This is a genomic window from Tropicimonas sp. TH_r6 (genome assembly GCF_033101155.1).
Taxonomy (GTDB): Bacteria; Pseudomonadota; Alphaproteobacteria; order Rhodobacterales; family Rhodobacteraceae; genus Tropicimonas.
The window spans coordinates 36904-57384 of sequence record NZ_JAWMPX010000001.1; the positions used below are offsets into that span (position 1 = coordinate 36904).

21 protein-coding genes are annotated in these 20481 nt (G+C 63.4%); 12 read left to right on the forward strand and 9 right to left on the reverse strand.

Going from position 1 to position 20481, the window contains the following annotated elements; all coding sequences use genetic code 11:
• Window positions 1-2: 2 nt before the first annotated feature.
• Window positions 3-557 carry a hypothetical protein gene (locus R3X27_RS00170; RefSeq protein WP_317706784.1) on the reverse strand — a complete coding sequence of 185 codons (555 nt, stop codon included), beginning with the start codon at window positions 555-557 and terminating at the stop codon, window positions 3-5.
• A gap of 304 nt (window positions 558-861) precedes the next feature.
• On the opposite strand from R3X27_RS00170, the gene R3X27_RS00175 reads away from it, so the two are divergent.
• Window positions 862-1167 carry a hypothetical protein gene (locus tag R3X27_RS00175; RefSeq protein WP_317706785.1) on the forward strand — a complete coding sequence of 102 codons (306 nt, stop codon included), beginning with the start codon at window positions 862-864 and terminating at the stop codon, window positions 1165-1167.
• A 121-nt stretch (window positions 1168-1288) separates the two neighbouring features.
• Here the strand turns inward: R3X27_RS00175 and R3X27_RS00180 are convergent, their stop codons facing one another.
• Together R3X27_RS00180 and R3X27_RS00185 are read right to left on the reverse strand one after the other, a co-directional pair.
• On the reverse strand, window positions 1289-1993 hold the full coding sequence (locus R3X27_RS00180; protein WP_317706786.1) for a hypothetical protein: 705 nt from the start codon (window positions 1991-1993) through the stop codon (window positions 1289-1291).
• Window positions 1965-2258, reverse strand: a complete 294-nt coding sequence (locus R3X27_RS00185) for a hypothetical protein (protein WP_317706787.1) — start codon at window positions 2256-2258, stop codon at window positions 1965-1967. The genes R3X27_RS00180 and R3X27_RS00185 overlap by 29 nt, the downstream gene beginning before the upstream one ends.
• 177 nt (window positions 2259-2435) lie before the next feature.
• Here R3X27_RS00185 and R3X27_RS00190 point away from each other — a divergent pair, with 177 nt between their 5' ends.
• Window positions 2436-2963: a hypothetical protein gene (locus R3X27_RS00190; protein ID WP_317706788.1), complete on the forward strand. Its 528-nt coding sequence runs from the start codon at window positions 2436-2438 to the stop codon at window positions 2961-2963.
• A gap of 296 nt (window positions 2964-3259) precedes the next feature.
• Entirely contained in the window at window positions 3260-4453 is a 1194-nt protein-coding gene (locus R3X27_RS00195) for a TIGR03862 family flavoprotein (RefSeq protein ID WP_317706789.1), read from the forward strand.
• A gap of 7 nt (window positions 4454-4460) precedes the next feature.
• On the opposite strand, the gene R3X27_RS00200 is transcribed toward R3X27_RS00195, so the two are convergent.
• Entirely contained in the window at window positions 4461-5210 is a 750-nt protein-coding gene (locus R3X27_RS00200; RefSeq protein WP_317706790.1) for a DsbA family protein, read from the reverse strand.
• 340 nt (window positions 5211-5550) lie between these two features.
• Here R3X27_RS00200 and R3X27_RS00205 point away from each other — a divergent pair, with 340 nt between their 5' ends.
• From R3X27_RS00205 to R3X27_RS00240, 8 genes are all read left to right on the forward strand, one after another.
• Entirely contained in the window at window positions 5551-6690 is a 1140-nt protein-coding gene (locus tag R3X27_RS00205) for a pyridoxal phosphate-dependent aminotransferase (RefSeq protein WP_317706791.1), read from the forward strand.
• Between the two features lie 73 nt (window positions 6691-6763).
• Window positions 6764-7975: an N-acetylmuramoyl-L-alanine amidase gene (locus R3X27_RS00210; protein ID WP_317706792.1), complete on the forward strand. Its 1212-nt coding sequence runs from the start codon at window positions 6764-6766 to the stop codon at window positions 7973-7975.
• Window positions 7976-8226: 251 nt separating this feature from the next.
• The gene (locus tag R3X27_RS00215; protein ID WP_317706793.1) at window positions 8227-10746 is read left to right on the forward strand and encodes a PBP1A family penicillin-binding protein; all 2520 of its coding nucleotides are present in this window, start codon (window positions 8227-8229) and stop codon (window positions 10744-10746) included.
• Between the two features lie 141 nt (window positions 10747-10887).
• Complete coding sequence (locus R3X27_RS00220) at window positions 10888-12441, forward strand: ArnT family glycosyltransferase (protein WP_317706794.1); 1554 nt, start codon at window positions 10888-10890, stop codon at window positions 12439-12441.
• A 121-nt stretch (window positions 12442-12562) separates the two neighbouring features.
• Window positions 12563-13687, forward strand: a complete 1125-nt coding sequence (prfB, locus tag R3X27_RS00225) for a peptide chain release factor 2 (RefSeq protein ID WP_317706795.1) — start codon at window positions 12563-12565, stop codon at window positions 13685-13687.
• Window positions 13688-13732: 45 nt separating this feature from the next.
• Window positions 13733-14329 carry a hypothetical protein gene (locus R3X27_RS00230; protein WP_317706796.1) on the forward strand — a complete coding sequence of 199 codons (597 nt, stop codon included), beginning with the start codon at window positions 13733-13735 and terminating at the stop codon, window positions 14327-14329.
• A gap of 35 nt (window positions 14330-14364) precedes the next feature.
• A complete protein-coding gene (locus R3X27_RS00235) occupies window positions 14365-14487 on the forward strand; it encodes a hypothetical protein (protein ID WP_317706797.1) in 123 nt (40 codons plus the stop codon).
• Window positions 14480-15394 carry an SdiA-regulated domain-containing protein gene (locus R3X27_RS00240; protein ID WP_317706798.1) on the forward strand — a complete coding sequence of 305 codons (915 nt, stop codon included), beginning with the start codon at window positions 14480-14482 and terminating at the stop codon, window positions 15392-15394. The genes R3X27_RS00235 and R3X27_RS00240 overlap by 8 nt, the downstream gene beginning before the upstream one ends.
• Window positions 15395-15666: 272 nt before the next feature.
• Here R3X27_RS00240 and R3X27_RS00245 read toward each other — a convergent pair whose 3' ends face one another.
• Genes R3X27_RS00245 through R3X27_RS00265 form a run of 5 tightly spaced genes read right to left on the reverse strand, consistent with a single transcriptional unit; the run spans window position 15667 to window position 19691 of the window.
• Complete coding sequence (locus R3X27_RS00245) at window positions 15667-16194, reverse strand: GAF domain-containing protein (protein ID WP_317706799.1); 528 nt, start codon at window positions 16192-16194, stop codon at window positions 15667-15669.
• The gene (locus R3X27_RS00250; protein WP_317706800.1) at window positions 16191-16949 is read right to left on the reverse strand and encodes an ABC transporter ATP-binding protein; all 759 of its coding nucleotides are present in this window, start codon (window positions 16947-16949) and stop codon (window positions 16191-16193) included. Before R3X27_RS00250 ends, R3X27_RS00245 begins: the two co-directional genes overlap by 4 nt.
• A complete protein-coding gene (locus tag R3X27_RS00255) occupies window positions 16946-17779 on the reverse strand; it encodes an ABC transporter ATP-binding protein (protein ID WP_317706801.1) in 834 nt (277 codons plus the stop codon). The genes R3X27_RS00250 and R3X27_RS00255 overlap by 4 nt, the downstream gene beginning before the upstream one ends.
• Window positions 17776-18678, reverse strand: coding sequence for an ABC transporter permease (locus R3X27_RS00260; protein WP_317706802.1), 903 nt, complete (start codon window positions 18676-18678; stop codon window positions 17776-17778). The genes R3X27_RS00255 and R3X27_RS00260 overlap by 4 nt, the downstream gene beginning before the upstream one ends.
• On the reverse strand, window positions 18678-19691 hold the full coding sequence (locus R3X27_RS00265) for an ABC transporter permease (RefSeq protein WP_317706803.1): 1014 nt from the start codon (window positions 19689-19691) through the stop codon (window positions 18678-18680). The genes R3X27_RS00260 and R3X27_RS00265 overlap by 1 nt, the downstream gene beginning before the upstream one ends.
• Before the next feature lie 156 nt (window positions 19692-19847).
• On the opposite strand from R3X27_RS00265, the gene R3X27_RS00270 reads away from it, so the two are divergent.
• The gene (locus R3X27_RS00270; RefSeq protein WP_317706804.1) at window positions 19848-20474 is read left to right on the forward strand and encodes an XRE family transcriptional regulator; all 627 of its coding nucleotides are present in this window, start codon (window positions 19848-19850) and stop codon (window positions 20472-20474) included.
• The last annotated feature ends 7 nt before the right edge of the window (window positions 20475-20481 follow it).

The following is a 20481-nucleotide window of genomic DNA, read 5'->3' on the forward strand; positions in this document are numbered from 1 at the left end:
GTTCAGTCGACTTTCCGCCAGGGAGAGGCCACCGGGACGAGCGACCCCAGGCCGGCGGAAGCCGACCGGGCGGCCATTCGCGGCGCAACGGAGCCTTCTGCCGGCGCACGGGGTTCCGAGACAGCCAGCTCTGGCGGGGCAACCGGATTGGCGATCCGGAAGAGACGGGACGCTGCCTCCCAGCTTCCTGCACGATCATGCAGCTCAAGCAGGAACCGGGCGGCAAAATCGGCATTGCGGGCCGGGTCGATCATCTCATCCGAAGAGGCAAACGCCGCGGCATGCGATAAGTGGCTGAGCTGGAAGCAACCGACAAAGAAGTCGTCCCGCCCGGACCTACGCAGCTGACCCAGATAGGATTGAGCCGAGTCGCGATCCGAAAACCAGCGCCGTTTTCCATCCGCTTCAACCGTCCAGGGCCAGGGACGAACGGTCTCTCCTTGAAGTTTTCCGCTCTCGGCGGTTGCAACCGCCTGCATCACGGCTTCGGGAATGCCATGCTGCGTCGCCGATCTTGAGGCGGCTTCGAGGCAGATATCGGCTCCCGACGAGGCCAAGACCGCCCCGGAAATGCATAACGCGCTCAGGAAACATGCGACATGCGTGAATGTACTGAAAACGCCACTGCACCAACGCCCCATGGTTGGGCACGGACCGGAAATCGTTGCAAACATGTGGGCGCCTTTCTGGTTCATCCCACATCTGGCTAACGCGTCAGGGTTTACGGCTAGTTACCATGTTTGAACTCTTTCGAATGGCCCCATCGAAACCGGATCACTTCCACCGCCGAACGCCAGCAGTTGTTCTGATTACGGCCTTATGGTAACCAGTGATCAAATGCGCCCTTTTGGAGTTTGGCAAATGAAACATTTGATCAAGATTGCGACGGTCAGCCTCGCTCTGACCGCCGGACAAGCCTTGGCAGACGACGCCTATGACGCAGCTGTTGCGAGTGGCTTCTGTGACGATCGCGGCGGTATCGCCTCCGCACGTTGGGAAGATGCGACGAAGGAGGTCCTCAAGGTGACCTGCAACAATGCCGGCGTCGCGCTCGACAATGGCACTTTGGCCGCCGGTGGTGTGGCTGCGCTTCTCCTGCTGGGGGCGCTTGCCGGCGACGACGATGGCGGCTCCGGCTCGACCTCCGGTACGACCGGAACCAACTGATCCGTTTCCCGAAGGGGTCTCGAGCCAAAAATCCATGGAAAGGTCCGGATCTGTCCGGGCCTTTTTCGTTTTTTATGTCGGCTCTTCACATGAGCTTTCGCGAGTACAGACGGCGACCGTCTCACAGCATCCGGATGACATCCTTGTTGATCGCCAACACATAGCCCTTGCGGGCAATGTTGCGAACAAGAAGCTCGCTGACCATCTGGTTGCCGAGTGAATCGCGCAGGCGCTTGATCCGGGTCGCGCCAGCTGCCTCCTCGCAATCCTCGGGACGCCGCCCCTGGATCACCGATTCAAGCTGTGCACCGGTCAGAACTTCCTCGTCCATCCGCGCTTCCGCCAGCACGGCAAGGGTCTCTATGGCCGCCTCTGTCAGCTTGAACTCCATGTTGTTGAGCAAGACCAGCCGCTCCTGACGGCTGATGATCAGGTCCGTGACCTGAATCCCCTGCCGTTCGATCTCGCTCATGCGCCGGTTCATGACAACCACAGTCACGAGAAGCCCAAGCGCCGCGACCAGGAGCGCGGCGGCGAAGATCAGCAGGACGAAGATGATCTGTCGATAGCTCTGCAGCACATCGGAAAAGGAGGTCCCGCTCTCCGCGAGAATCTCCAGCAGCCGGATCTCGGCGCCCGATGTCAGGTTGTCGTTCTCCACGAAGATCTGCTCGACCCGGGCGTTGAAGGCATCCGCATCGGGCAGGTTGGCGAAGAGAAGGACCGCAGCGAGCGCGAGGATGCCGACAATTGCCGACACTCCAACGATGAGCACGCGACCGCCAGCCCGGCGGGCGTCAATAACGGAGATGGTATTGTCCGGCACTATCTTTCCTTTGGGCCAGGCCAGACTCGTCGAAGACGCCCAGCACATTCAGAAGGGTCCATCCGTCGCGCGCGATCCGGTCACGAATCTGCGCCTCGGCGACGGTGGTGTTGCAGGTGGCGCCGTCGATGCGCGCCGTGCCGTAGTGTAGGCGGAGAGGGTCGTCCCGCTTAGCCTTGTAATCGGCATAGCAGGCGGCGCTTGCAGGCGCGGCGAGAAGGGCGCTAAGGACCAGAACGGCCGGGAAGAAGGATCTTTTTCGCATATCCGCAACCTGCGCGGAAACGCGGCTATATTCAATAACAGCAGGGGCCTGGAGGATGGATATCGGATAACAGGCCGGCGATATTGCCTGATTTCGGCGCTAGGGGCGATTGCTGGGATGTCCAGGCCGTGGCGGTGAGCGCCCCGGCCCCACATTGACCTCCACGGGAGCCTCCTGATGTTCAAGACCCTGACCGCCGCGACCCTGTCCATTGCCCTCGCGACCACGAGCCTCGCCCCAAGCCCGGCCATGGCGCAGAATCGCGAAAATGTCGCTCCGATTCTCTTCGGCCTCAGTGTCCTTGCGATTGCCGCAGCCGCGATGCATGACAACAACGACAAGAAGAAGGCCAGGAAGAAGCACCGTCCCGCACCGCCGGTCGCGCGGGCCAAACCGGCACCGGCCGTGCAAGCCCCGGTTCAGCCGCCCAAACCAAAGGTCGCCAAGGTGAAACGGCCGCGCGAGGCCGTCGTCGTCAAGCCCGCGAAGAAGCGCCGGGTGCTGCCGCGGGCCTGCGAGCGCAATTTCAATGTGGCAAACGGGGGGCGAACCTTCCTGATGAAGCGTTGCCTGATAAATGAGGGCGTCCGGGTCTCGAAACTCCCCGACCGGTGCGAGCGCGCCATCGAAGTCCGCGGTGGGCGCAAGACCCTGACCGGGTGGAAACGCAACTGCCTGAAGCGCGAAGGCTTCCGCATCCAGTGAGTTTGAGGCGACCGGCTTCCTTCAGGACGCCGGTCAGCAGTTGCGTGGAGAGCTCTGCCTCCACGCAGGGGCGGCAGGGAGCGAGTCCCCTGCCGCCCTGACCTGTCATTCCAAGTATATGTCAGATCTCGAGTTCTATCAGTCGATCAAACCTTTCGAATGAGAGCCCCACCTCGCGAACACCCGTCCGCCCTGCCATGCGCCTACGCCTTGGCAAACAGTGGCGCCCCGGGCCTCTCTGCCCTAGACATGCTCTTGCCGCCGTGGCGGCACAAATCAGGGAATGCAGGCCGAAGATGACGGAACAGGTTGAAGCGCTGGTGATCGGGGCGGGCCCGGCTGGTCTCATGGCTGCGGAGATGCTCTCGGCCGATGGCCGGCAGGTGGTCCTGACCGAAGCCAAACCCTCGCCGGGACGCAAACTGCTCATGGCCGGCAAATCCGGCCTGAACCTGACCAAGGCAGAGCGGGAGGACGCCTTCCGCGCGGCCTATGCCGAAGCGGAGGGCTGGCTTGCCCCCATGCTTGACGCGTTCGGGCCGGAAGAGGTTCAGGACTGGGCGCGCGGGCTTGGGCAGGAGGTGTTTACCGGGTCTGCCGGCAGGGTCTTTCCGGTTGCCATGAAAGCGTCGCCGCTCCTGCGCGCCTGGTTGGCACGCCTGCGTGACAATGGCGTCGAGATGCGGGCCAAGTGGCGGTTCTCTGGCTGGGACGGGGCAGGTTGTCGCTTCGAAACGCCGGACGGCACGCGACAGATAGCGGCCAGGGCACAGGTCCTGGCGCTTGGCGGGGCAAGTTGGGCGCGGTTGGGATCGGACGGGCTCTGGCGCGAGGCATTGGAGGACGATGGTATCGGACTCGACCCGTTTGCGCCGGCAAATGTCGGGCTGCGTGTTGGATGGTCGTCGCATATGGAACGGCATTTCGGACAGCCGGTGAAAGGCGCTGCGCTGCTTGAGGGCGGACGGCGGCATCGCGGAGAATTCGTGATCTCCAGCCGCGGGCTCGAAGGCAGCGGGATCTACGCGATCAGCCGCCCCGCGCGCGAGGGCCAGGAGATCCGGATCGACCTGATGCCGGAATGGCCGGTGCAGCGGCTCCGGGACCGGTTGAAACAGCCGCGCGGCAAGCAATCGACGACGAATTTCCTGCGCAAGGCACTGCGCCTCGACGCGGTGAAGCTCGCTTTGCTGCGAGAATTCGGTGGCAGCATCGCGCTGGATGACAGCCTCCCGGACCGGATCAAGTCACTCCCCCTGCGCCATGACGGGACGCGTCCGCTGGACGAGGCGATCTCCGTGGCCGGCGGCGTGCGGCGCGATGCGCTGGATGCGAATCTGATGTTGCATGCCCGCCCGGGCGTCTTCTGCGCGGGCGAAATGCTGTCCTGGGAAGCGCCGACGGGCGGCTACTTGCTGACCGCCTGCCTTGCCAGTGGCCGGTGGGCCGGTCTTGGCGCACGGCACTGGCTGGACAACCTGCCCAGCTGAGAAACGCTCACCCCTCGTCGCGCACCTGCTCGACGACCTGCTGCATGCCGTCATAGGGGAGATAGCCACGCAGAAGCTGGTCGCCGACGACGAAGGTCGGGGTGCCGGAAATCTGCATTCGCTGCGCAAGGGCATGGTTTCCGGCCAGAATGGCATCGACTTCGGGCGCGTTCATCTTCGCGAGGATCGCGTCGCCGTCGAGCCCCAGATCGGAGGCCAGCGCCTTCACGCTGATATCGTTGACCTCCCCCCGGAAGGCGATCAGCGAATCGTGGACCTGCTTGTAGGCCTCGTCGCCAAGCGCCAGCTTCGCGGCCAGCGCCATGCGCGAAGAGGCGACGGATTGCTCGCCGAGAATCGGGAATTCCTTGAGGATCAGACGGATATTGCCGTCATCCGAAACCAGCTGGTTCACTTCGGGATAGGCCTTGCGGCAATAGGAGCAGCGGTAATCGACGAATTCGACGATTGTCACATCGCCCTCCGGGTTGCCGCCAACCCAGCTCACGCCGTCCTCGAAGAGATCGTCCGCATTGGTCTTGACCAGCGCGACATCGTCGGCGGTTTGCTGCGCCTGCTGGCGTTCCTCGAGCACCGCGACGGCTTCCATGATCAGTTCCGGGTTCTCCATCAGGTAGGCCCGGACTTCGGCGCGAAAAGCGGCACGCTCGGCCGCGCTCATGCTGGTCAGGTCGAGGGCCCCGGCAGGCAGGGCAAGTCCGGCCGCCAGCAACGCGGCGGGGAAGAGGGCTTTCATTTCCGCTTATTCCTTTTCTCTTGGGTCTCGGGCGCGCGCAGGATGTATTCAACACGACGCCACCCGGTGGATCCGCGGGGCAGACGCCCCACGGCGCGTTTGGCATGGATGGCGTCTTCCTTCAACAGGCCGGAGACTGCATTCCGTTCAGCTATGGCCCGCGGGGATTTGCCTGTCTGCTCGCTACAGGCCAGAGCAATGCCGGGAGTGAGGCTGTCGCGGGAGAGGCCGCGCAGCGCAAAGACATGGCGTGTCCTGCCTCCTTGCTGCATTGCCGCCATTGACTGCCCCTGTCGCGATTGAGATATCCCTGTCTGTCGGCCAGAGTAAGGAGAAAGCCATGCGCGCATCAAGACGAAGCGAGGTCGATCCCTTCATCGTGATGGACGTGATGGAGGCAGCGCGACAGGCTGAGGCCGCCGGACGCAGCATCATCCACATGGAAGTCGGCCAACCGAGCACCCCCGCCCCGGCCGGTGCGCGCGCCGCGCTCTCCCGCGCGCTGGAAGCGGATCCGCTTGGCTACACGGTTGCCCTCGGCCTGCCCGCGCTGCGACAGCGCATCGCCCGACTCTATCGCGACTGGTACGGGATCGAGCTGAACCCGGACCGCGTGATCGTCACGCCGGGTTCTTCCGGTGCCTTCCTGCTGGCGTTCACCGCGCTGTTCGAGGCCGGCGAGAAGGTCGGGCTCGGGGAGCCGGGCTATCCGTCCTATCGCCAGATCCTCAAGGCGTTGAGCCTGGAACCGGTCGGCCTGCCCACACGGTCCGAGAATCGGTTGCAACCCGTTCCGGAGGATGTCCCATCCGATCTCGCGGGCCTGATCGTCGCTTCGCCGGCCAACCCCTCCGGGACCATGTTGAGCCGCGACTCGCTCGCCGCGTTGATCGAGAGGTCCTCCGAGATCGGCGCGGCCTTCGTTTCCGACGAGATCTATCACGGCATCCAATATGAGGGCCGGGCGATCTCGGCGCTGGAGATCAGCGACGATGTCTGTGTCATCAATTCCTTCTCGAAATATTTCTCCATGACCGGCTGGCGGGTCGGCTGGATGGTCGTGCCGGAGGCCGAGGTGCGCCGCTATGAGCGGCTGGCGCAGAACATGTTCATCTGCCCGCCCCATGTCAGCCAGGTCGCCGCCCTTGCCGCGCTGGACTGCGACGGGGAGCTTCAGGCCAATCTCGCGGTCTACACGGAGAATCGCCGGCTGATGCTGGAGGGGTTGCCGAAGGCCGGGTTCGACCGGATCGCGCCGCCCGACGGCGCCTTCTATGTCTATGCCGACGTCTCGGAGCTGACCTCCGACAGCCTCGCCTTCTCGCGTGAGATCCTCGCCGAAGCCGGCATCGCCGTCACCCCCGGGCTGGATTTCGACCCGGCTCGGGGTGCCGGGACGCTGCGTTTTTCCTATGCGCGCGCGACAGCGGATATCGCCGAGGGGCTGACGCGGCTGCGCGACTTCATGGGCCGCAGGTAACGCTTCGCAGTTTGCCATATCGGGCCGGGACGACTATGGTCGCGGCCAACAGGGGCAAATCCCGGGCAGTCACATGAAATCTCTTCTCGCATTGCTGATTCTGGCAATGTCCTGCCTGCCGCTCACGGCGTCAGCGCAGAACCTTTTCGCCGTTGCGCGGCTGGACCCGGAACGATCCGCCATCGAGGACCGGTCCGACGGGTTCGACCTCGCGCTGACCCTCAGCCAGCCGATTCCCTACAAGGTCACGCTGCTCGACACCCCGCCCCGGCTGGTGCTCGACTTCCGGGAACTGGAGTTCAACCGGCTGCGCACGGGAGCGCTCGGCGACAGTTCCTCAATCGAAACAGTGCGCTTCGGCGCGATCCAGGCAGGTTGGTCACGGATGGTGATCGACCTCACCGGCCCCTATCTCGTCGAAAGCGCTGGCATGCAGACCGGCGCCGAGGATGGCACGGCGCGGATCGAAATATCCCTGCGCGAGACGGACCCGACCACCTTCGCCGCCCGAGCCGGTCCCTCTGCGGACCCGGTCTCCTCGAGCGCCGGGCAACCGGCCCTGCCCGCGTCCCCCGATGACGGCAGGCTGACGGTCGTGCTTGATCCGGGCCATGGCGGCATCGACCCCGGCGCCGTGCGCGACGATGTGCATGAGGCGGATCTCGTGCTGACCTTCGCGCTGGAACTGCGCGACGTGCTGTTGCGCGCAGGCGGATTCGATGTGGCCCTGACCCGGAGCGACGATTCCTTTGTCTCTCTGGAAGCGCGAATCGACCGGGCGCGGCGCGCAGGCGGGGAGATCCTGCTTTCCCTGCACGCCGACGCAGTCAGCGAGGGCATCGCGAGCGGGGCGCAGGTCTATACTCTTTCGGAAGAAGCCTCTTCCACCGCCTCCGCCAAGCTCGCGGAACGGCATGATCGGGCCGATCTTCTCTCTGGCGTGGATCTCTCAGGGCAGGATGACGAAATGGCCCGCGTGCTGATGTCCATTGCCCGGACCGAAACCGCACCGCGCACCGAGGCCCTCGCCGACGCGCTGGTCGATGGGTTCCGGGAGGGCGGTGTCCAGCTGCACAAGCGGCCGCGCGAACACGCGGCCTTCTCGGTTCTCAAGGCACCGGATATCCCTTCTGTGCTTGTCGAAGTCGGGTTCATGTCCAGCCCGAAGGAGCTTGAGAAGCTGCAGAATCCAGACTGGCGGGCTGCCGCGCAGGCGGCGATCGTCTCCTCCCTGCGCGCCTGGGACGAGGCGGATCGGGCCCGCAAGGCTCTGACGCGGCAGTAGAGCGCCGTGCCTGCGGCTCACCGTGGGCAGGCGCTGCCTCTCGGCGACATGTTGACGTCACCGGAGAAGCCGGAAGACCTCTCGGCGCCCATCCCACCAAGAATCCCGCTTCGGCCTGCGTCTCACTGGCAACTGGAAAACGCAAACGTGATCACCCCGACCGGCTGAAGGTCGCGCATTCCCGCGACAGATGCTTTTGACCGCCCTTGAAGGCTTGCGTATAACCGCGCCAACCAGAGACAGGACATTTCATGCTCCGCGCACTTCTCCGCTTCTTCGGAGGCATCTTCACCTTGATCGTTACCGGTGCGCTTTTCGTGGCACTGATCGCTGGCGGCGTGATCTGGATGTATAGCAGCGACCTGCCCGCGCACGAGGACCTCGCCCGCTATACACCGAAGACGATCAGCCGGGTCTACTCGGTCGAGGGCAAGATCATCGATGAGTTCGCGCTGGAGCGGCGTCTCTTCGTGCCGGCGGAGGACATCCCGGATCTTGTCAAACAGGCCTTCATCTCGGCCGAGGACAAGAATTTCTACGAGCACAAGGGGTATGACCCGATGGGCATCGCCTCCGCCGTGGTGGACGCCGCCCAGGGCGCGCGCTTGCGCGGCGCCTCGACCATCACGCAGCAGGTGATGAAGAACTTCCTGCTCTCCTCGGACCGTTCCATCGAACGCAAGATGAAGGAAATCCTGCTGGCCGCGCGGGTTGAACAGGCGCTGGACAAGGAAAAGATCCTCGAACTCTATCTCAACGAGATCTTCCTCGGGCAGAACTCCTATGGCGTGGCAGCTGCCGCCCAGACCTATTTCAACAAGAATCTCAACGAACTGGAGCCGCATGAGGCGGCCTATCTCGCCGCCTTGCCCAAGGCGCCGTCCAACTACCACCCTGTCCGCGAGGTCGAGCGGGCCACCGAGCGGCGCAATTACGTGTTGCGCGAGATGTACCAGAACGGCGTTCTCGACCAGGAGACCTATGCATATGAGCGCGAGTTGCCGCTGCGTACGGTGCAGAATGGCGACTTCCCCTCCTTCCGCCGCTCCCTTCCGCCGCGCGACTATTTCACCGACGAGATCCGCCGGCAGCTGTCCGGCGAGTTCGGCACGGATGAATTCCATGGCGGCGGGCTTGCGATCCGGGCGACGGTCGATCCCGAGCTGCAGGACGATGCGACGAAGTCGCTGCGCAAGGCTCTGGAAGATTACGACCGCTCTCTCGGGATCTGGCGCAAGTCGACCAAGAAGATCCCCGCCGACCAGCTTGGCGACGAAGCGACCTGGCGCGCGGCACTGTCGAATGTCGATATTGCCCGCGACATCGAGCTGAACGGCATATGGCACCCGGCCGTTGTTCTCGGCATTTCCGAGCAGTCGATGACGCTCGGTGCAGAAGAGGTCGACGGCACGATCCAGGTCCCGCGCGAGGACATCAAGTGGATCAAGGGCAATTTCTTCGACAATTTCGAGACCGGCGACGTGGTTCATGTCCGCCAACGGACCCAGGACGGTGCGTTCGAGCGCTGGAGCCTGCGGCAGGAGCCGCGCGTGCAGGGCGCCTTCGTGGCGATGGACGTGCATACGGGGCGCGTTCTGGCGATGCAGGGCGGCTTCTCTTATCAGAGCTCGGAACTCAACCGCGCCACCCAGGCGACACGCCAGCCCGGTTCGTCCTTCAAGCCCTTCGTCTATGCCGCCGCGCTGGATTCCGGCTACACGCCCGCGACCATCGTCGTCGACGCCCCGATCGAGATCGACACGCCCCAGGGTGTCTGGCGGCCCAAGAACGCCTCCAACAAGTTCTACGGGCCGACACCGCTGCGGACAGGCATCGAACGCTCGCGGAACCTGATGACAATCCGCCTCGCGCAGGAAGTCGGCATGGACACGGTTGCCCGCTATGCCGAGGATTTTGGCGTCTATGACCATCTGGGTCGCTATCTCGCCAATGCGCTCGGCTCCCAGGAGACCACCCTCTACAAGATGGTCTCGGCCTATGCGATGTTCGCAAATGGCGGCGAACGGATCGAGCCGACACTGGTCGACCGGGTCCAGGACCGCTGGGGCGAGACGGTCTACCGGCAGGACCAGCGAAGCTGCCCCGATTGTGAGATCGTGGCGCTGCCGTCAGGGGTGTCGCCGCGGATCGTTTCCAACCGCCAACAGGCGATCAACGCAATCACCGCCTATCAGCTGACCTCGATGATGCGCGGCGTGGTCGAGCGCGGCACCGCGGCGCGGACAGTCGGCGGGGCCGGTCTGGGCGTGCCGGTGGCCGGCAAGACCGGCACGACCAACGACGCCAAGGATGTCTGGTTCATCGGCTTCACCTCAAACATCGTGGCCGGCTGCTATATCGGCTATGATCAACCCCGATCGATGGGGCGCGGCGCCTCGGGCGGCGGCATGTGCGGCCCGGTCTTCTCGCGCTTCATGAAGGAAGCCATCGCAAAATATGGCGGCGGGCCCTTCGAGGTGCCGCCGGGCGGCTATTTCGTAAAGATCGACCGGTTTAGCGGCGCACGCCTTTCGGACGATGCAAGTGGCGAAAACGTCGTTGCCGAGTATTTCCGCGAGGGTGAAGAGCCGATCTTCGGTATTGCAGCCGTTGTCGATGGCGGGTTCGTGATGGGATCAAACGTGCCGATGTTCGCGCGCGGCGAGGACGAGACCTTCTCGTCCAAGACCGTAACGACAGCGACAGGCGAGAAGGTTCGGATTGCGCCAAAGGCAAGCTTCGGCTCACTGAGTTCCGGCGGTCTCTACTGACTCGTCAAGCCCGTCCTGACGGAAGTCCCCTCATGGGGAACAGTTGCCATTGCGGCGGCACCGGTCGCTCCGTCATGCTGATGCCTTGTCCAGCGGATCGATCTGGCCTAGCGAGGGTGCAGGCCGCACGGGGGACCAAAGGTGACTTCGAAAGACACAGAGACCGAGACATCCACTCGGCACGAGAAGATGTATTCCATCGGTTTTTTCGAGACGCCCTCGACCTGGTTGCCGATCTTCGTAACGACGATCCTCATCCTCTTTGTCTGGTCCTTCCAGGGACGGATGATCCATCTTGGCGCGCTCGATCTCTATGACGAGTTTTACACTCTGGACCGAACAACCGGCTTTGCCCGTGCCAATGACTGGTTCAACGTCTACACTTTCAACGAGCTGAATTTCCGCAAGCCGCCGCTGCACTACTGGTTTGGCGCCGCCCTGCTCGAGCAGGGACTGGACCTGACCGTGGCGGTGCGTGGACCGTCGATGATCTTCGCGCTCGGCTGCCTGATCGCCACCGGACTGCTGGCTGCGGCCGTCCTGCCCGGCCAGCCCTGGGCCATCCCGGTCGCCGTCCTGTTCCTGTCAACCTCGCGCCCCTTCTGGATCAACGCCTCGCAGGCGATGCTCGACACCGGCGCCCTGTTCTTCGTGACCATGTCGCTGGCGGCGACGATCTTTGCGCTGCGCCGTCCGCGTTGGTGGTATGTCGCGGGCCTGTGCATCGGACTGGGCGCGCTTCAGAAGGCGCCGATCGCCTTCTGTTTCATCGCGCTCTTCCTGACCGCCACCGGACTGACCGCGCGCTGGCATGACCATGGCTTCAGAACCTTCCTGCGCAACCGGCATTTCCAGCTCTCTCTGCTCCTTGCCGTCGCCATCTGGGCCTCCTGGTATGTCGTGCAGGTGGCGCAGCACGGGCTCGTCGTTCTAAAAATCGGCTTTGGCGAGCAGATGTTCGACCGTTTCGCGCCCGTGACCGAACCCGCCCGGACAAAGGGAATATCCTATGTCGTCAGCCATTTCCTCGGCAATGAGGAGATCCTGCGCATTCCGGCCGGTATTGCGCTGGTGGTCCTGCCGTTCTGGCTCAAGCGATACGACCTGCTGGCCTTGCCGCTGATGGTGCTTGGCTATCTCGTGGCGGTTGGCTTCTCCGGCGGCGGACTGTCGCCGCGCTACGCACTCTACATCCTCTCCACGCTCGTCGTCGGGCTGGCGGCCCTGCTGGTCACACTGCCGATCAAGCCCCGGACCCTGACAGCACTCATCGTCCTGCTGGCGCTGGCCATTGGCGGGCCGGTACGCTCGGCCATGGACCTGCGGCTCTTCCCGCGCGATCTCCGGTTGCACCAGATCGAACAACTCAAGCGTGTCGCCGAGGATCAGGATCCCTCCGAGCAGCTGGTCTTCTGCAATATACGCTCGCGGGAGCGTATCCCGCCCGGCGCGATCTCCTATTACGGCACGGCGAACCGCCCCTTCTTCATGCGCGAGGGTGTTGATGGCGTCTCGATGATGGTCGAAAGCGGCGCGTTGGTTGGCCCGATGCGCGGGCTCTGCAGGACCAAGGACATGTACACAGTCGAGCCCTATGTGACGGGTCTGGAGGTGATCGATGTGGGCCCGCATTACACCTACTGGACCGCAGACTCCGTACAATCCGCCCCGGACACATCAACAGATGCCGAGTAGCACCGGACAGGGTCCGCGGTGTCCCCGCTTTTGCGCCGCTGGAACGGTACCTTGCACGAGGCTGCTCGCTTGCCGCTGCTGCCGGGGCGCTGTATGAGCAGGGCTGATCCAGGAGAACGACATGCGCGCCGAAGTCCAGAACACTGTTGATGCGATCCGGAAATCCCTCGCCCTGCTGGGGCAGCGGATGGACCTGGAGACGGCAGATTTCCGGCTGGAGGAATTCAATGCCCGGGTCGAGGATCCGGGTCTCTGGGACAATCCGGACGCGGCCCAGAAGCTGATGCGCGAGCGCCAGACGCTGGTGGATTCCATTGCCCTCTACAAGAGCATCGCGCAGGAGCTCGAAGACAATATCGAGCTGATCGAACTGGGCGAGATGGAAGACGATGCGGATGTCGTCGCCGAGGCCGAAGCGGCTTTGAAGGCGCTCGAGATCAGGGCCGCCGAGAAAGAGCTGGAGGCGCTGCTCGATGGCGAGGCTGACGGCAACGACACCTTCCTTGAGATCAATGCCGGCGCCGGCGGGACCGAGGCCTGCGACTGGGCGGCGATGCTGCAGCGGATGTATGTCCGCTGGGCCGAAAAGCGCGGCTACAAGGTCGAACTGCAATCGGAAGAAGGCGGCACGGAAGCAGGGATCAAATCCGTTGCCTACAAGATTTCCGGCAACAACGCTTATGGCTGGCTGAAATCGGAGAGCGGTGTGCACCGGCTGGTGCGGATCTCGCCCTTCGGCAAGGGCACGCGCGAAACCTCCTTTGCCTCTGTCTGGGTCTATCCGGTGGTCGACGACAATATCGAGATCGAGGTCAACCCGGCCGATATCCGCCTCGATACCTACCGCTCCTCGGGCGCGGGCGGCCAGCACGTGAACACCACCGACTCGGCGGTGCGGATCACCCACCTTCCCACCGGGATCGTGGTAACCTCCTCGGAGAAGTCGCAGCACCAGAACCGCGACATCGCCATGAAAGCGCTGAAGTCGCGGCTCTACCAGATGGAGCTGGACAGGCGCAACGAGGCGATCAACGAGGCCCATGCCGCCAAGGGTTCGGCCGGCTGGGGCAACCAGATCCGTTCCTACGTGCTGCAACCCTACCAGATGGTGAAGGACTTGCGGACGAACCACGAGACCTCCGACACCTCCGGCGTGCTCGATGGCGATCTCGACGGGTTCATGGCCGCGACCCTGGCACAGGATGTCGCCGGCAAGAGCCGCAGCGAGGCGCAGGCCGAGGATTGACGGCCCATTTTCGGGCAGGACGCGCGGGAGGATTGGAGACGCACTATGCACAGACGAACGGTGCTTCCAACCCTCGCCGCTTGCGCGATTGCCGTGCTTGCCTCACAAGACGTGGCTCTGGCCTCTGATTACCGCGAACAGTGTATCGACTACGTCAAGGTGCTGCTCAAGGACCCGGTGCCCGAAGGCAATGACAAGCTGAGCGACTGTGTGCGCAGTGATATCACCACTGGCCAGATCGATCCCCAGTCGATGGGCTTTGCCGCCTATTCGGACGCGCCCGGACGCAATGTGCAAAAGCTGATCGATGCCGGCTACCCGGTCGAGACCGGCCAGGGCGCCGTGGTAATCGGCACCCTCAACCGTCTTTTCCTCGATGGAAAGCTCTCCGGCGAGGCCTATCTCGCGGCGATCGAACCGCTGATCCGCGCCGGCGCCCTTATCATGTTCGGAAACGGCGAACTGGACATCCTGAGTGAACTTCTGCGCAGCTCGCCGGAACCAGAAACCGTCTGCGGCTTCGCCGCGATTGCCGGCGGGTTCGACGTGTTCGATGATCTGGAACTGCCACGCAGCTTCGCTGCGCAAAACCCGTCTTTCGACGAGAGCGATCTTGAGCGGCTCAGGAGCTGCGGCCTGTAGATCGGGTTTCGTTGGGCGGCTCGCGTTGGAGGCAATTGACGCCGCTGGCCAAGATAGGTCAGTTTCTGTTCAGTCTCATCGCGGTGACAGCGATGACGGCGGCGATGGAGCGGGACGCGGCGCGCCCGGAGTTCATCGTGGATTGGAATCTTGCGTGAAAGGACCATCCTGATGACCCACCTGCGGATAGTCCGCATCCTTGCGGCGCTCGCCCTGACTGGCCTCGCGCAAGGTGCGCTGGCCGAGTGCGGCCACCCCTCCGTGCGGTTCCTGAAGAGCGACCGGATCTCCAGCAAGACGCTCGGCTATTCCGAACCCTCGGGCCTGTCATTGGGTGTTGAGGCTGACACGCTTCTGAGCGTCAGCGACGACATGTCGGCGCTGTTCCTGCTCGACCTGGACGGTGCGCAGGGAACACCGCCCCAGGCGAGTTTCGAGGTCGACGACCTTGAAGGGATCGCCCTCGATCCCGTCGGAAACCGGATCCTGGCAGTGAGCGAAGCGATGAACGGGCTTCTGGTGGTGGATGCGCAGTCCGGCGCTGCGACACAGGTCTCGCTGAAGGACATGGCGGGATATGTGACCGTCAAGCGGGACTTCAAGACGTCCGACCCGAATGACGGATTGGAGGGGATCGCAGTCGATCCGCAAAGGGAGCGGATCTTCCTTCTGAAGGAGAAACGCCCGAGGCTTCTGCTGGAAATCTCGATGGATCTGACCGAGATCCGCCGTGTGACGGAACTGACCCCCGCGCTCGGCTTCGTCGACGATGACGAGTCCGACCACGACCTCGACGTCTCCGGGCTGAGCGTCGACGCTGCCACGGGATGTCTCTGGATCGTCAGCGATCGCGCCAGGCGATTGTTCCTGTTCGGTCCCGACGGTGATAGCCCGGCCCGCAGCTACCCGCTTGAATGGCTGGACGGGAAGAAGCGGCGCGAGATCTCCCATGCCGAGGGCATCGCCCAGGATGCGCAGGCGGAGCGTCTCTATATCGTGAATGATGACGGCAAGGCATCGCGCCTGTTCAACTTCGAGATCATTCGGCAGGGCGAGGCCCAATAGAGCCGCGTTCGACCACGAGGCCGGTCGCCTCTGCCTGCCCTTCAGATTATGCCTTCCGCCATAGACATTGTTCATTCCTCGGTGGGATTTCCCAGAATGCGCTCGTTGGTGCCGTTCGCTGCGCGACGCGCATCGATCCGCATCGGGGATTTCAACGGCAGCAGGCGAACCGAACCGCTTTCGGATCTCAAGGCGCTCAGGCTCCGGTGTCCGGATCTATTTCTCGCGGTGTGGCATGATGCGATGTCGCTAGCCAGGCAGGACGAGACTGTTCAGCCTTGCAAGATACCCCGATCCATGTCCCCTTCAAGCGCACGCGCAACAGCCAATGTGGCCATGCACGGCAAGGACAGGTCTTCGCGGACAGTATCGACGCGGGCGTCGGTATAATAGTGTTCCTCGTGCAGGATGTTCATCGTGGCAACGAGAGACCCACCGAGGACAATCGGCAGATTCACGACGGAGCCGCATCCAAGGCCGCCGATCACCGCATGGTCCGGAAACACGTCGGCGATCTCGGCCAGGGTGTTGGCGACAAAGATTTCGCCGCGGACATGGATGATATCGAACCAGGAATTGTGCTGGACCGGTTTGGTTCCCGAGGTCGGATAGCTCACCGGATCATTCGAGAAGTTCCGACGGGCGAGACCGGCCGCCATGTCGACGCTCATGATGGTGAACAACTTGGCCCCGACTGTGGCCTGCGTCAGCATGCACAGCGCCTCGAAAGCGGCCTCTGGTGTCGTTGCGGCGGCCAGGGCCACGCGAAAGATCTGAAGATGGCGGGAAGTGTCGGTCATTCCTGGTCCTCTGGTACGATTTCGTCACCGCCGCTTGCGGCATAGAGATGCCGGGCGTAGGGGTCGGAGAAATCGCCTGTTCGAAGCGCCGATGACGGCGCGGTTTCCACCACGCGGCCGCCGTTCATCACCGCCATACGTTCACACATGAAGGCCACCACCGGCAGGTTGTGTGTGACCATCAGATAGGTCAGCCCCTGATCGCGGCGCAGCCGTTTCAACAGGTTCAGAATCTCGGCTTGTACGGACACGTCGAGCGCACTGGTCGGCTCGTCCAGCAACATGATCCGCGGTTTGAGCATCAAGGCCCGCGCGATTGCCACGCGTTGACGTTGGCCGCCCGATAGCTGGTGCGGGAAGCGAAACCGGAAGTCCTGCCCGAGGCCGACCATGTCAAGCGCTTCGGATACCCGCTCGGATCGGTCGGACAGGCCATGCACGATCAGCGGTTCGCTCAGAACCGAATCCATCGTCTTGCGCGGGTGCAACGATCCATACGGATCCTGAAACACCATCTGGCAGGTGCGGGCGAACGCGCGATCCGGCCCGTGGCCGCGCGACGCGCCAAGCACGCTGATCTGGCCTGTCCATTCCGGCGCAAGACCGGAAATCGCGCGCAGAACCGTCGACTTGCCGGATCCGCTTTCGCCGACAAGGGCGAAGCTCTCTCCATCGGCCACGTCCAGCGACAGGTCATGCACGGCGGGAATGCCGCCATAGCAGATCGTCAGCCCGTTGAGGGAAATTGCGCTCATGTTCCGCCCCAGCTGCTGCGATCGAGAACCGGGAGCACATCGCGCGTCTCATCGATCCGCGGGATCGACGCCAACAAACCGCGTGTATAGGGGTGCGTGGCCGCGTGCAGATCCGCCGCGGCACAGCTTTCCACCACCCGACCGCCGTTCATGACCAGGATCCGATCACAATAGCGCGCCACCAGGTTCAGGTCGTGGCTGATCAGGATCAGGCCCATGCCGTTATTGACGATCAACTCGTCGATCAGGTCCAGAACCTGTGCCTGAACACTGACATCCAGCGCGCTTGTCGGCTCGTCGGCGATCAGCAAATCGGGTTTGGGGATCAGCATCATGGCGATCATCACCCGTTGCCCCATGCCGCCGGACACTTCGTGCGGATACATGCGCGCCACCCGGTCGGGATCGTTGATGCGCACGGCTTCGAGCATCTCGCGCACCCTTTTGGCCAGCGCCCGGCGGGGCACGCTTTCATGCGCACGCACCGCTTCGGCGATCTGGGAGCCGACGGTCATCACCGGGTTGAGCGAGAATTTCGGATCCTGCATGATCATCGAAATCCGCGCCCCGCGCAGCGGCCGCATCGCCCGTTCGCTGCGGGTTTGCAGATCCGTGCCGTCGAAGATCATCCGGTCTGCCGTGACCTCGCCGGGCGGGCGGATCAACCGCAGGATCGCGCGGCCGGTCATCGACTTTCCCGATCCACTCTCGCCGACGATCCCGAGCCGTTCCCGCCCAAGGGTGAAGCTGACATTCTGGACCACGTCTATGCGCCCCCTGGGGGTGGGAAAGCTGACGCGCAGGTTGTCGATTTCGAGCAGCGGGGTCATGACTTGCCCGCCTGTTTGGGGTCCAGAACGTCGCGCAGCCCGTCACCGAGGAAGCAGAAGCCAAGGGAAACCAGGATGATCGCGAAGCCGGGCATGGTGGCCACCCACCATTGGTCGAGGATGAACACCCGTCCGCGCGAGATCATCGCGCCCCATTCCGGCAGCGGTGGCTGCGCGCCAAGGCCCAGAAAGCCCAGACCCGCCGCGGTCAGGATAATCCCGGCCATGTCCAGCGTGACCCGGACGATCATCGAGGACATGCACAGCGGAATGACATGCAGGCCGATGATGCGCGCGTCAGAGGCGCCGATCAGCTTGACTGCCGAAATGAATTCCGACCGGCGGAAGGTGATGGTTTCGGCCCGCGCGATGCGGGCATAGGCGGGCCAGGCGGTGATGGCTATGGCGATGATGGCGTTTTCGATACCCGGCCCAAGCGCGGCGACGAAGGCCAGCGCCAGGATGAGCTTGGGCATCGACAGGAAAATGTCGGTGAAGCCCATCAGCAGCTTGTCGACCCAGCCGCCGAAATACCCCGCGACCGCGCCGATGATCAGCCCGAGCGGCGCGGCGATGATCGCCACCAGCGCCACGATCATCAGGGTGATCCGCGCGCCGTAGACAACGCGGGAAAAGATGTCCCGTCCCAGCTCGTCGGTCCCCATCCAGTTGGCAGAGGACGGCGGCAGGAGTCGGCGATCGAGCATCTGTCCGACAGGGCTTTCGGGGGCGATCCAGGGAGCGAAGAGCGCCGTGGCGATCAGCAACAGGATGATCAGCGCGCCGAGCACAGCCAGCGGGTTGTGCAAGAGAGCAAGTCCCATGCGGTAGAACCGGCCGGCACTGGCCTGTATGCGGGAATTGGGGGACTCGTCGAGGAGCCAGTCGCGCGCGCGCATCACGTGCTCCTCGGGTCGAGGACGCGATAGAGCACGTCCGAGGTCTTGTTTATGCCGATGAACACAGCGCCGATGATCAGCGTGGCGCCAAGCACCGCGTTCATGTCCGCATTCAGCAACGCGACGGTCAGGTAATTGCCGATCCCCGGCCAGCTGAAGACGGTTTCGATCATCACCGACCCTTCCAGCAAGCCAGCATAGGACAGGCCGATCACCGTGATCAGTGGCACCCGGATCGGCGCGAAGGCATGCACCCAGATCACCCGCCATTCCGACACGCCCTTGACCCGCGCGGTGGTGATGTATTCCTGCCCCAGCTGGTCCAGCATGAAAGAACGGGTCATCCGGGCGATATAGGCGAGGCTGAAGAACCCGAGGATCGCGGCCGGCAGGACGAGATGGCCAAGCGCGTTCCGGAACACTTCCCAGTCACCGGCGAGGATACTGTCGACAAGCAGCAGGCCAGTGACCGGATCCACCACCCCGTCATAGAAAATATCGACACGTCCGGGGCCCGAGACCCAGCCAAGGCTGGCATAGAAGAGCGCCAGCCCGACGAGGCCCAGCCAGAAAGCCGGAACGGAATAGCCAAGCAGCGCCAGCACTCGAATGCCCTGATCCAGCCAGCTGCCTTGATGCGCGGCGGCCATGACACCCATGGGAACGCCAAGGCCGACACCGATCATGATGCCGAGCGTTGCCATTTCGAGCGTCGCCGGGAAGACGCGTGCGAGATCGTCGGCGACAAGCCGGTTGGTCGACACCGAGCGCCCAAGATCGCCCTGAACCACGTCGCCGACATAGGAAACGAACTGAAGGAACAGCGGGCGGTCCAGACCCATGGCGATCTTCATCGCGTCATATTGCTCCTGAGTCGCCCGATCGCCCACAACCGCGAGCACCGGGTCAATCGGAACCACCCGCCCAATAAAGAAGGTGATCGCCAGCAGGCCCAGGAAAGTCAGCGCAACCGTCAGGGCAAACCCTGCCAAGGCTTGGAAAAACCGCAACAATCCGACTCTGCTGTGGAAATCTGTCAGCACGTTCGCATGACCTGTTCACCGTGGATGATTGCATAACGGGTAAATTTTTTTCTTGGATAAGGCAAAAGTTTTTGCCTTAATCAAAAAAGTTTTTCTCATTTCCCTCGACAAGGAGACCGGCCACGCATGGCAAGACCCGGGCTGAAACAGGACCGCAAACTGGGTCCGTTGATCCGTAACCGGCGCAAGAGGCTGGGCCTGACGCTGCAGGCGGCCGGAGATCTGGCGGGTGTTTCAGTGGGATACCTGTCTCAGGTTGAGCGGGACAATGCGACGCCGTCCCTGGGCACGCTGGCCCAGATCGCCCAGGCGCTCGATGTCGGGCTGGAATACTTCGTCGCGACGCCAAGACCGGCCGACAGCCTGACCCGCGCTGAGCGGCGACCGCAATTTGCGATCACCGAGAACGGGATGGCCTATGAGGCGCTTGGGGCAGAGTTTCCGGATGTCGAGCTGTCTTCCTATATCCTCCACACGCCGCCGGGCTTCGTCTCGGAACTGTCGCAACACGAAGGCGAGGAAATCATTTATATCCTCGACGGCGAAATCGAACAGATGCTGGGCGGCGAGGTCTTCACCATGCGCCAGGGAGACAGCCTGCACTACAGCGGCGCCACTCCGCATTCCTGGAAAAACCTGACCGACACACCCGCCCGCATCCTGTGGGTCGGCACCCTGACGGTCCTGCAGAGCGCCGGCCAACGGCGTCTTCCGACGATCATGCCTGTTCCCCGGGCCAATACAGATCCCTGAGATACCT

What these genes read in the sequence shown, in the direction of transcription:
- R3X27_RS00175 (WP_317706785.1), top strand. Translation starts at nt 862, where the DNA reads ATGAAACATTTGATCAAGATTGCGACGGTCAGCCTCGCTCTGACCGCC.
- R3X27_RS00185 (WP_317706787.1), bottom strand. Translation starts at nt 2,258, where the DNA reads ATGCGAAAAAGATCCTTCTTCCCGGCCGTTCTGGTCCTTAGCGCCCTT.
- R3X27_RS00190 (WP_317706788.1), top strand. Translation starts at nt 2,436, where the DNA reads ATGTTCAAGACCCTGACCGCCGCGACCCTGTCCATTGCCCTCGCGACC.
- R3X27_RS00195 (WP_317706789.1), top strand. Translation starts at nt 3,260, where the DNA reads ATGACGGAACAGGTTGAAGCGCTGGTGATCGGGGCGGGCCCGGCTGGT.
- R3X27_RS00200 (WP_317706790.1), bottom strand. Translation starts at nt 5,210, where the DNA reads ATGAAAGCCCTCTTCCCCGCCGCGTTGCTGGCGGCCGGACTTGCCCTG.
- R3X27_RS00205 (WP_317706791.1), top strand. Translation starts at nt 5,551, where the DNA reads ATGCGCGCATCAAGACGAAGCGAGGTCGATCCCTTCATCGTGATGGAC.
- R3X27_RS00210 (WP_317706792.1), top strand. Translation starts at nt 6,764, where the DNA reads ATGAAATCTCTTCTCGCATTGCTGATTCTGGCAATGTCCTGCCTGCCG.
- R3X27_RS00215 (WP_317706793.1), top strand. Translation starts at nt 8,227, where the DNA reads ATGCTCCGCGCACTTCTCCGCTTCTTCGGAGGCATCTTCACCTTGATC.
- prfB (WP_317706795.1), top strand. Translation starts at nt 12,563, where the DNA reads ATGCGCGCCGAAGTCCAGAACACTGTTGATGCGATCCGGAAATCCCTC.
- R3X27_RS00230 (WP_317706796.1), top strand. Translation starts at nt 13,733, where the DNA reads ATGCACAGACGAACGGTGCTTCCAACCCTCGCCGCTTGCGCGATTGCC.
- R3X27_RS00245 (WP_317706799.1), bottom strand. Translation starts at nt 16,194, where the DNA reads ATGACCGACACTTCCCGCCATCTTCAGATCTTTCGCGTGGCCCTGGCC.
- R3X27_RS00250 (WP_317706800.1), bottom strand. Translation starts at nt 16,949, where the DNA reads ATGAGCGCAATTTCCCTCAACGGGCTGACGATCTGCTATGGCGGCATT.
- R3X27_RS00255 (WP_317706801.1), bottom strand. Translation starts at nt 17,779, where the DNA reads ATGACCCCGCTGCTCGAAATCGACAACCTGCGCGTCAGCTTTCCCACC.
- R3X27_RS00260 (WP_317706802.1), bottom strand. Translation starts at nt 18,678, where the DNA reads ATGCGCGCGCGCGACTGGCTCCTCGACGAGTCCCCCAATTCCCGCATA.
- R3X27_RS00270 (WP_317706804.1), top strand. Translation starts at nt 19,848, where the DNA reads ATGGCAAGACCCGGGCTGAAACAGGACCGCAAACTGGGTCCGTTGATC.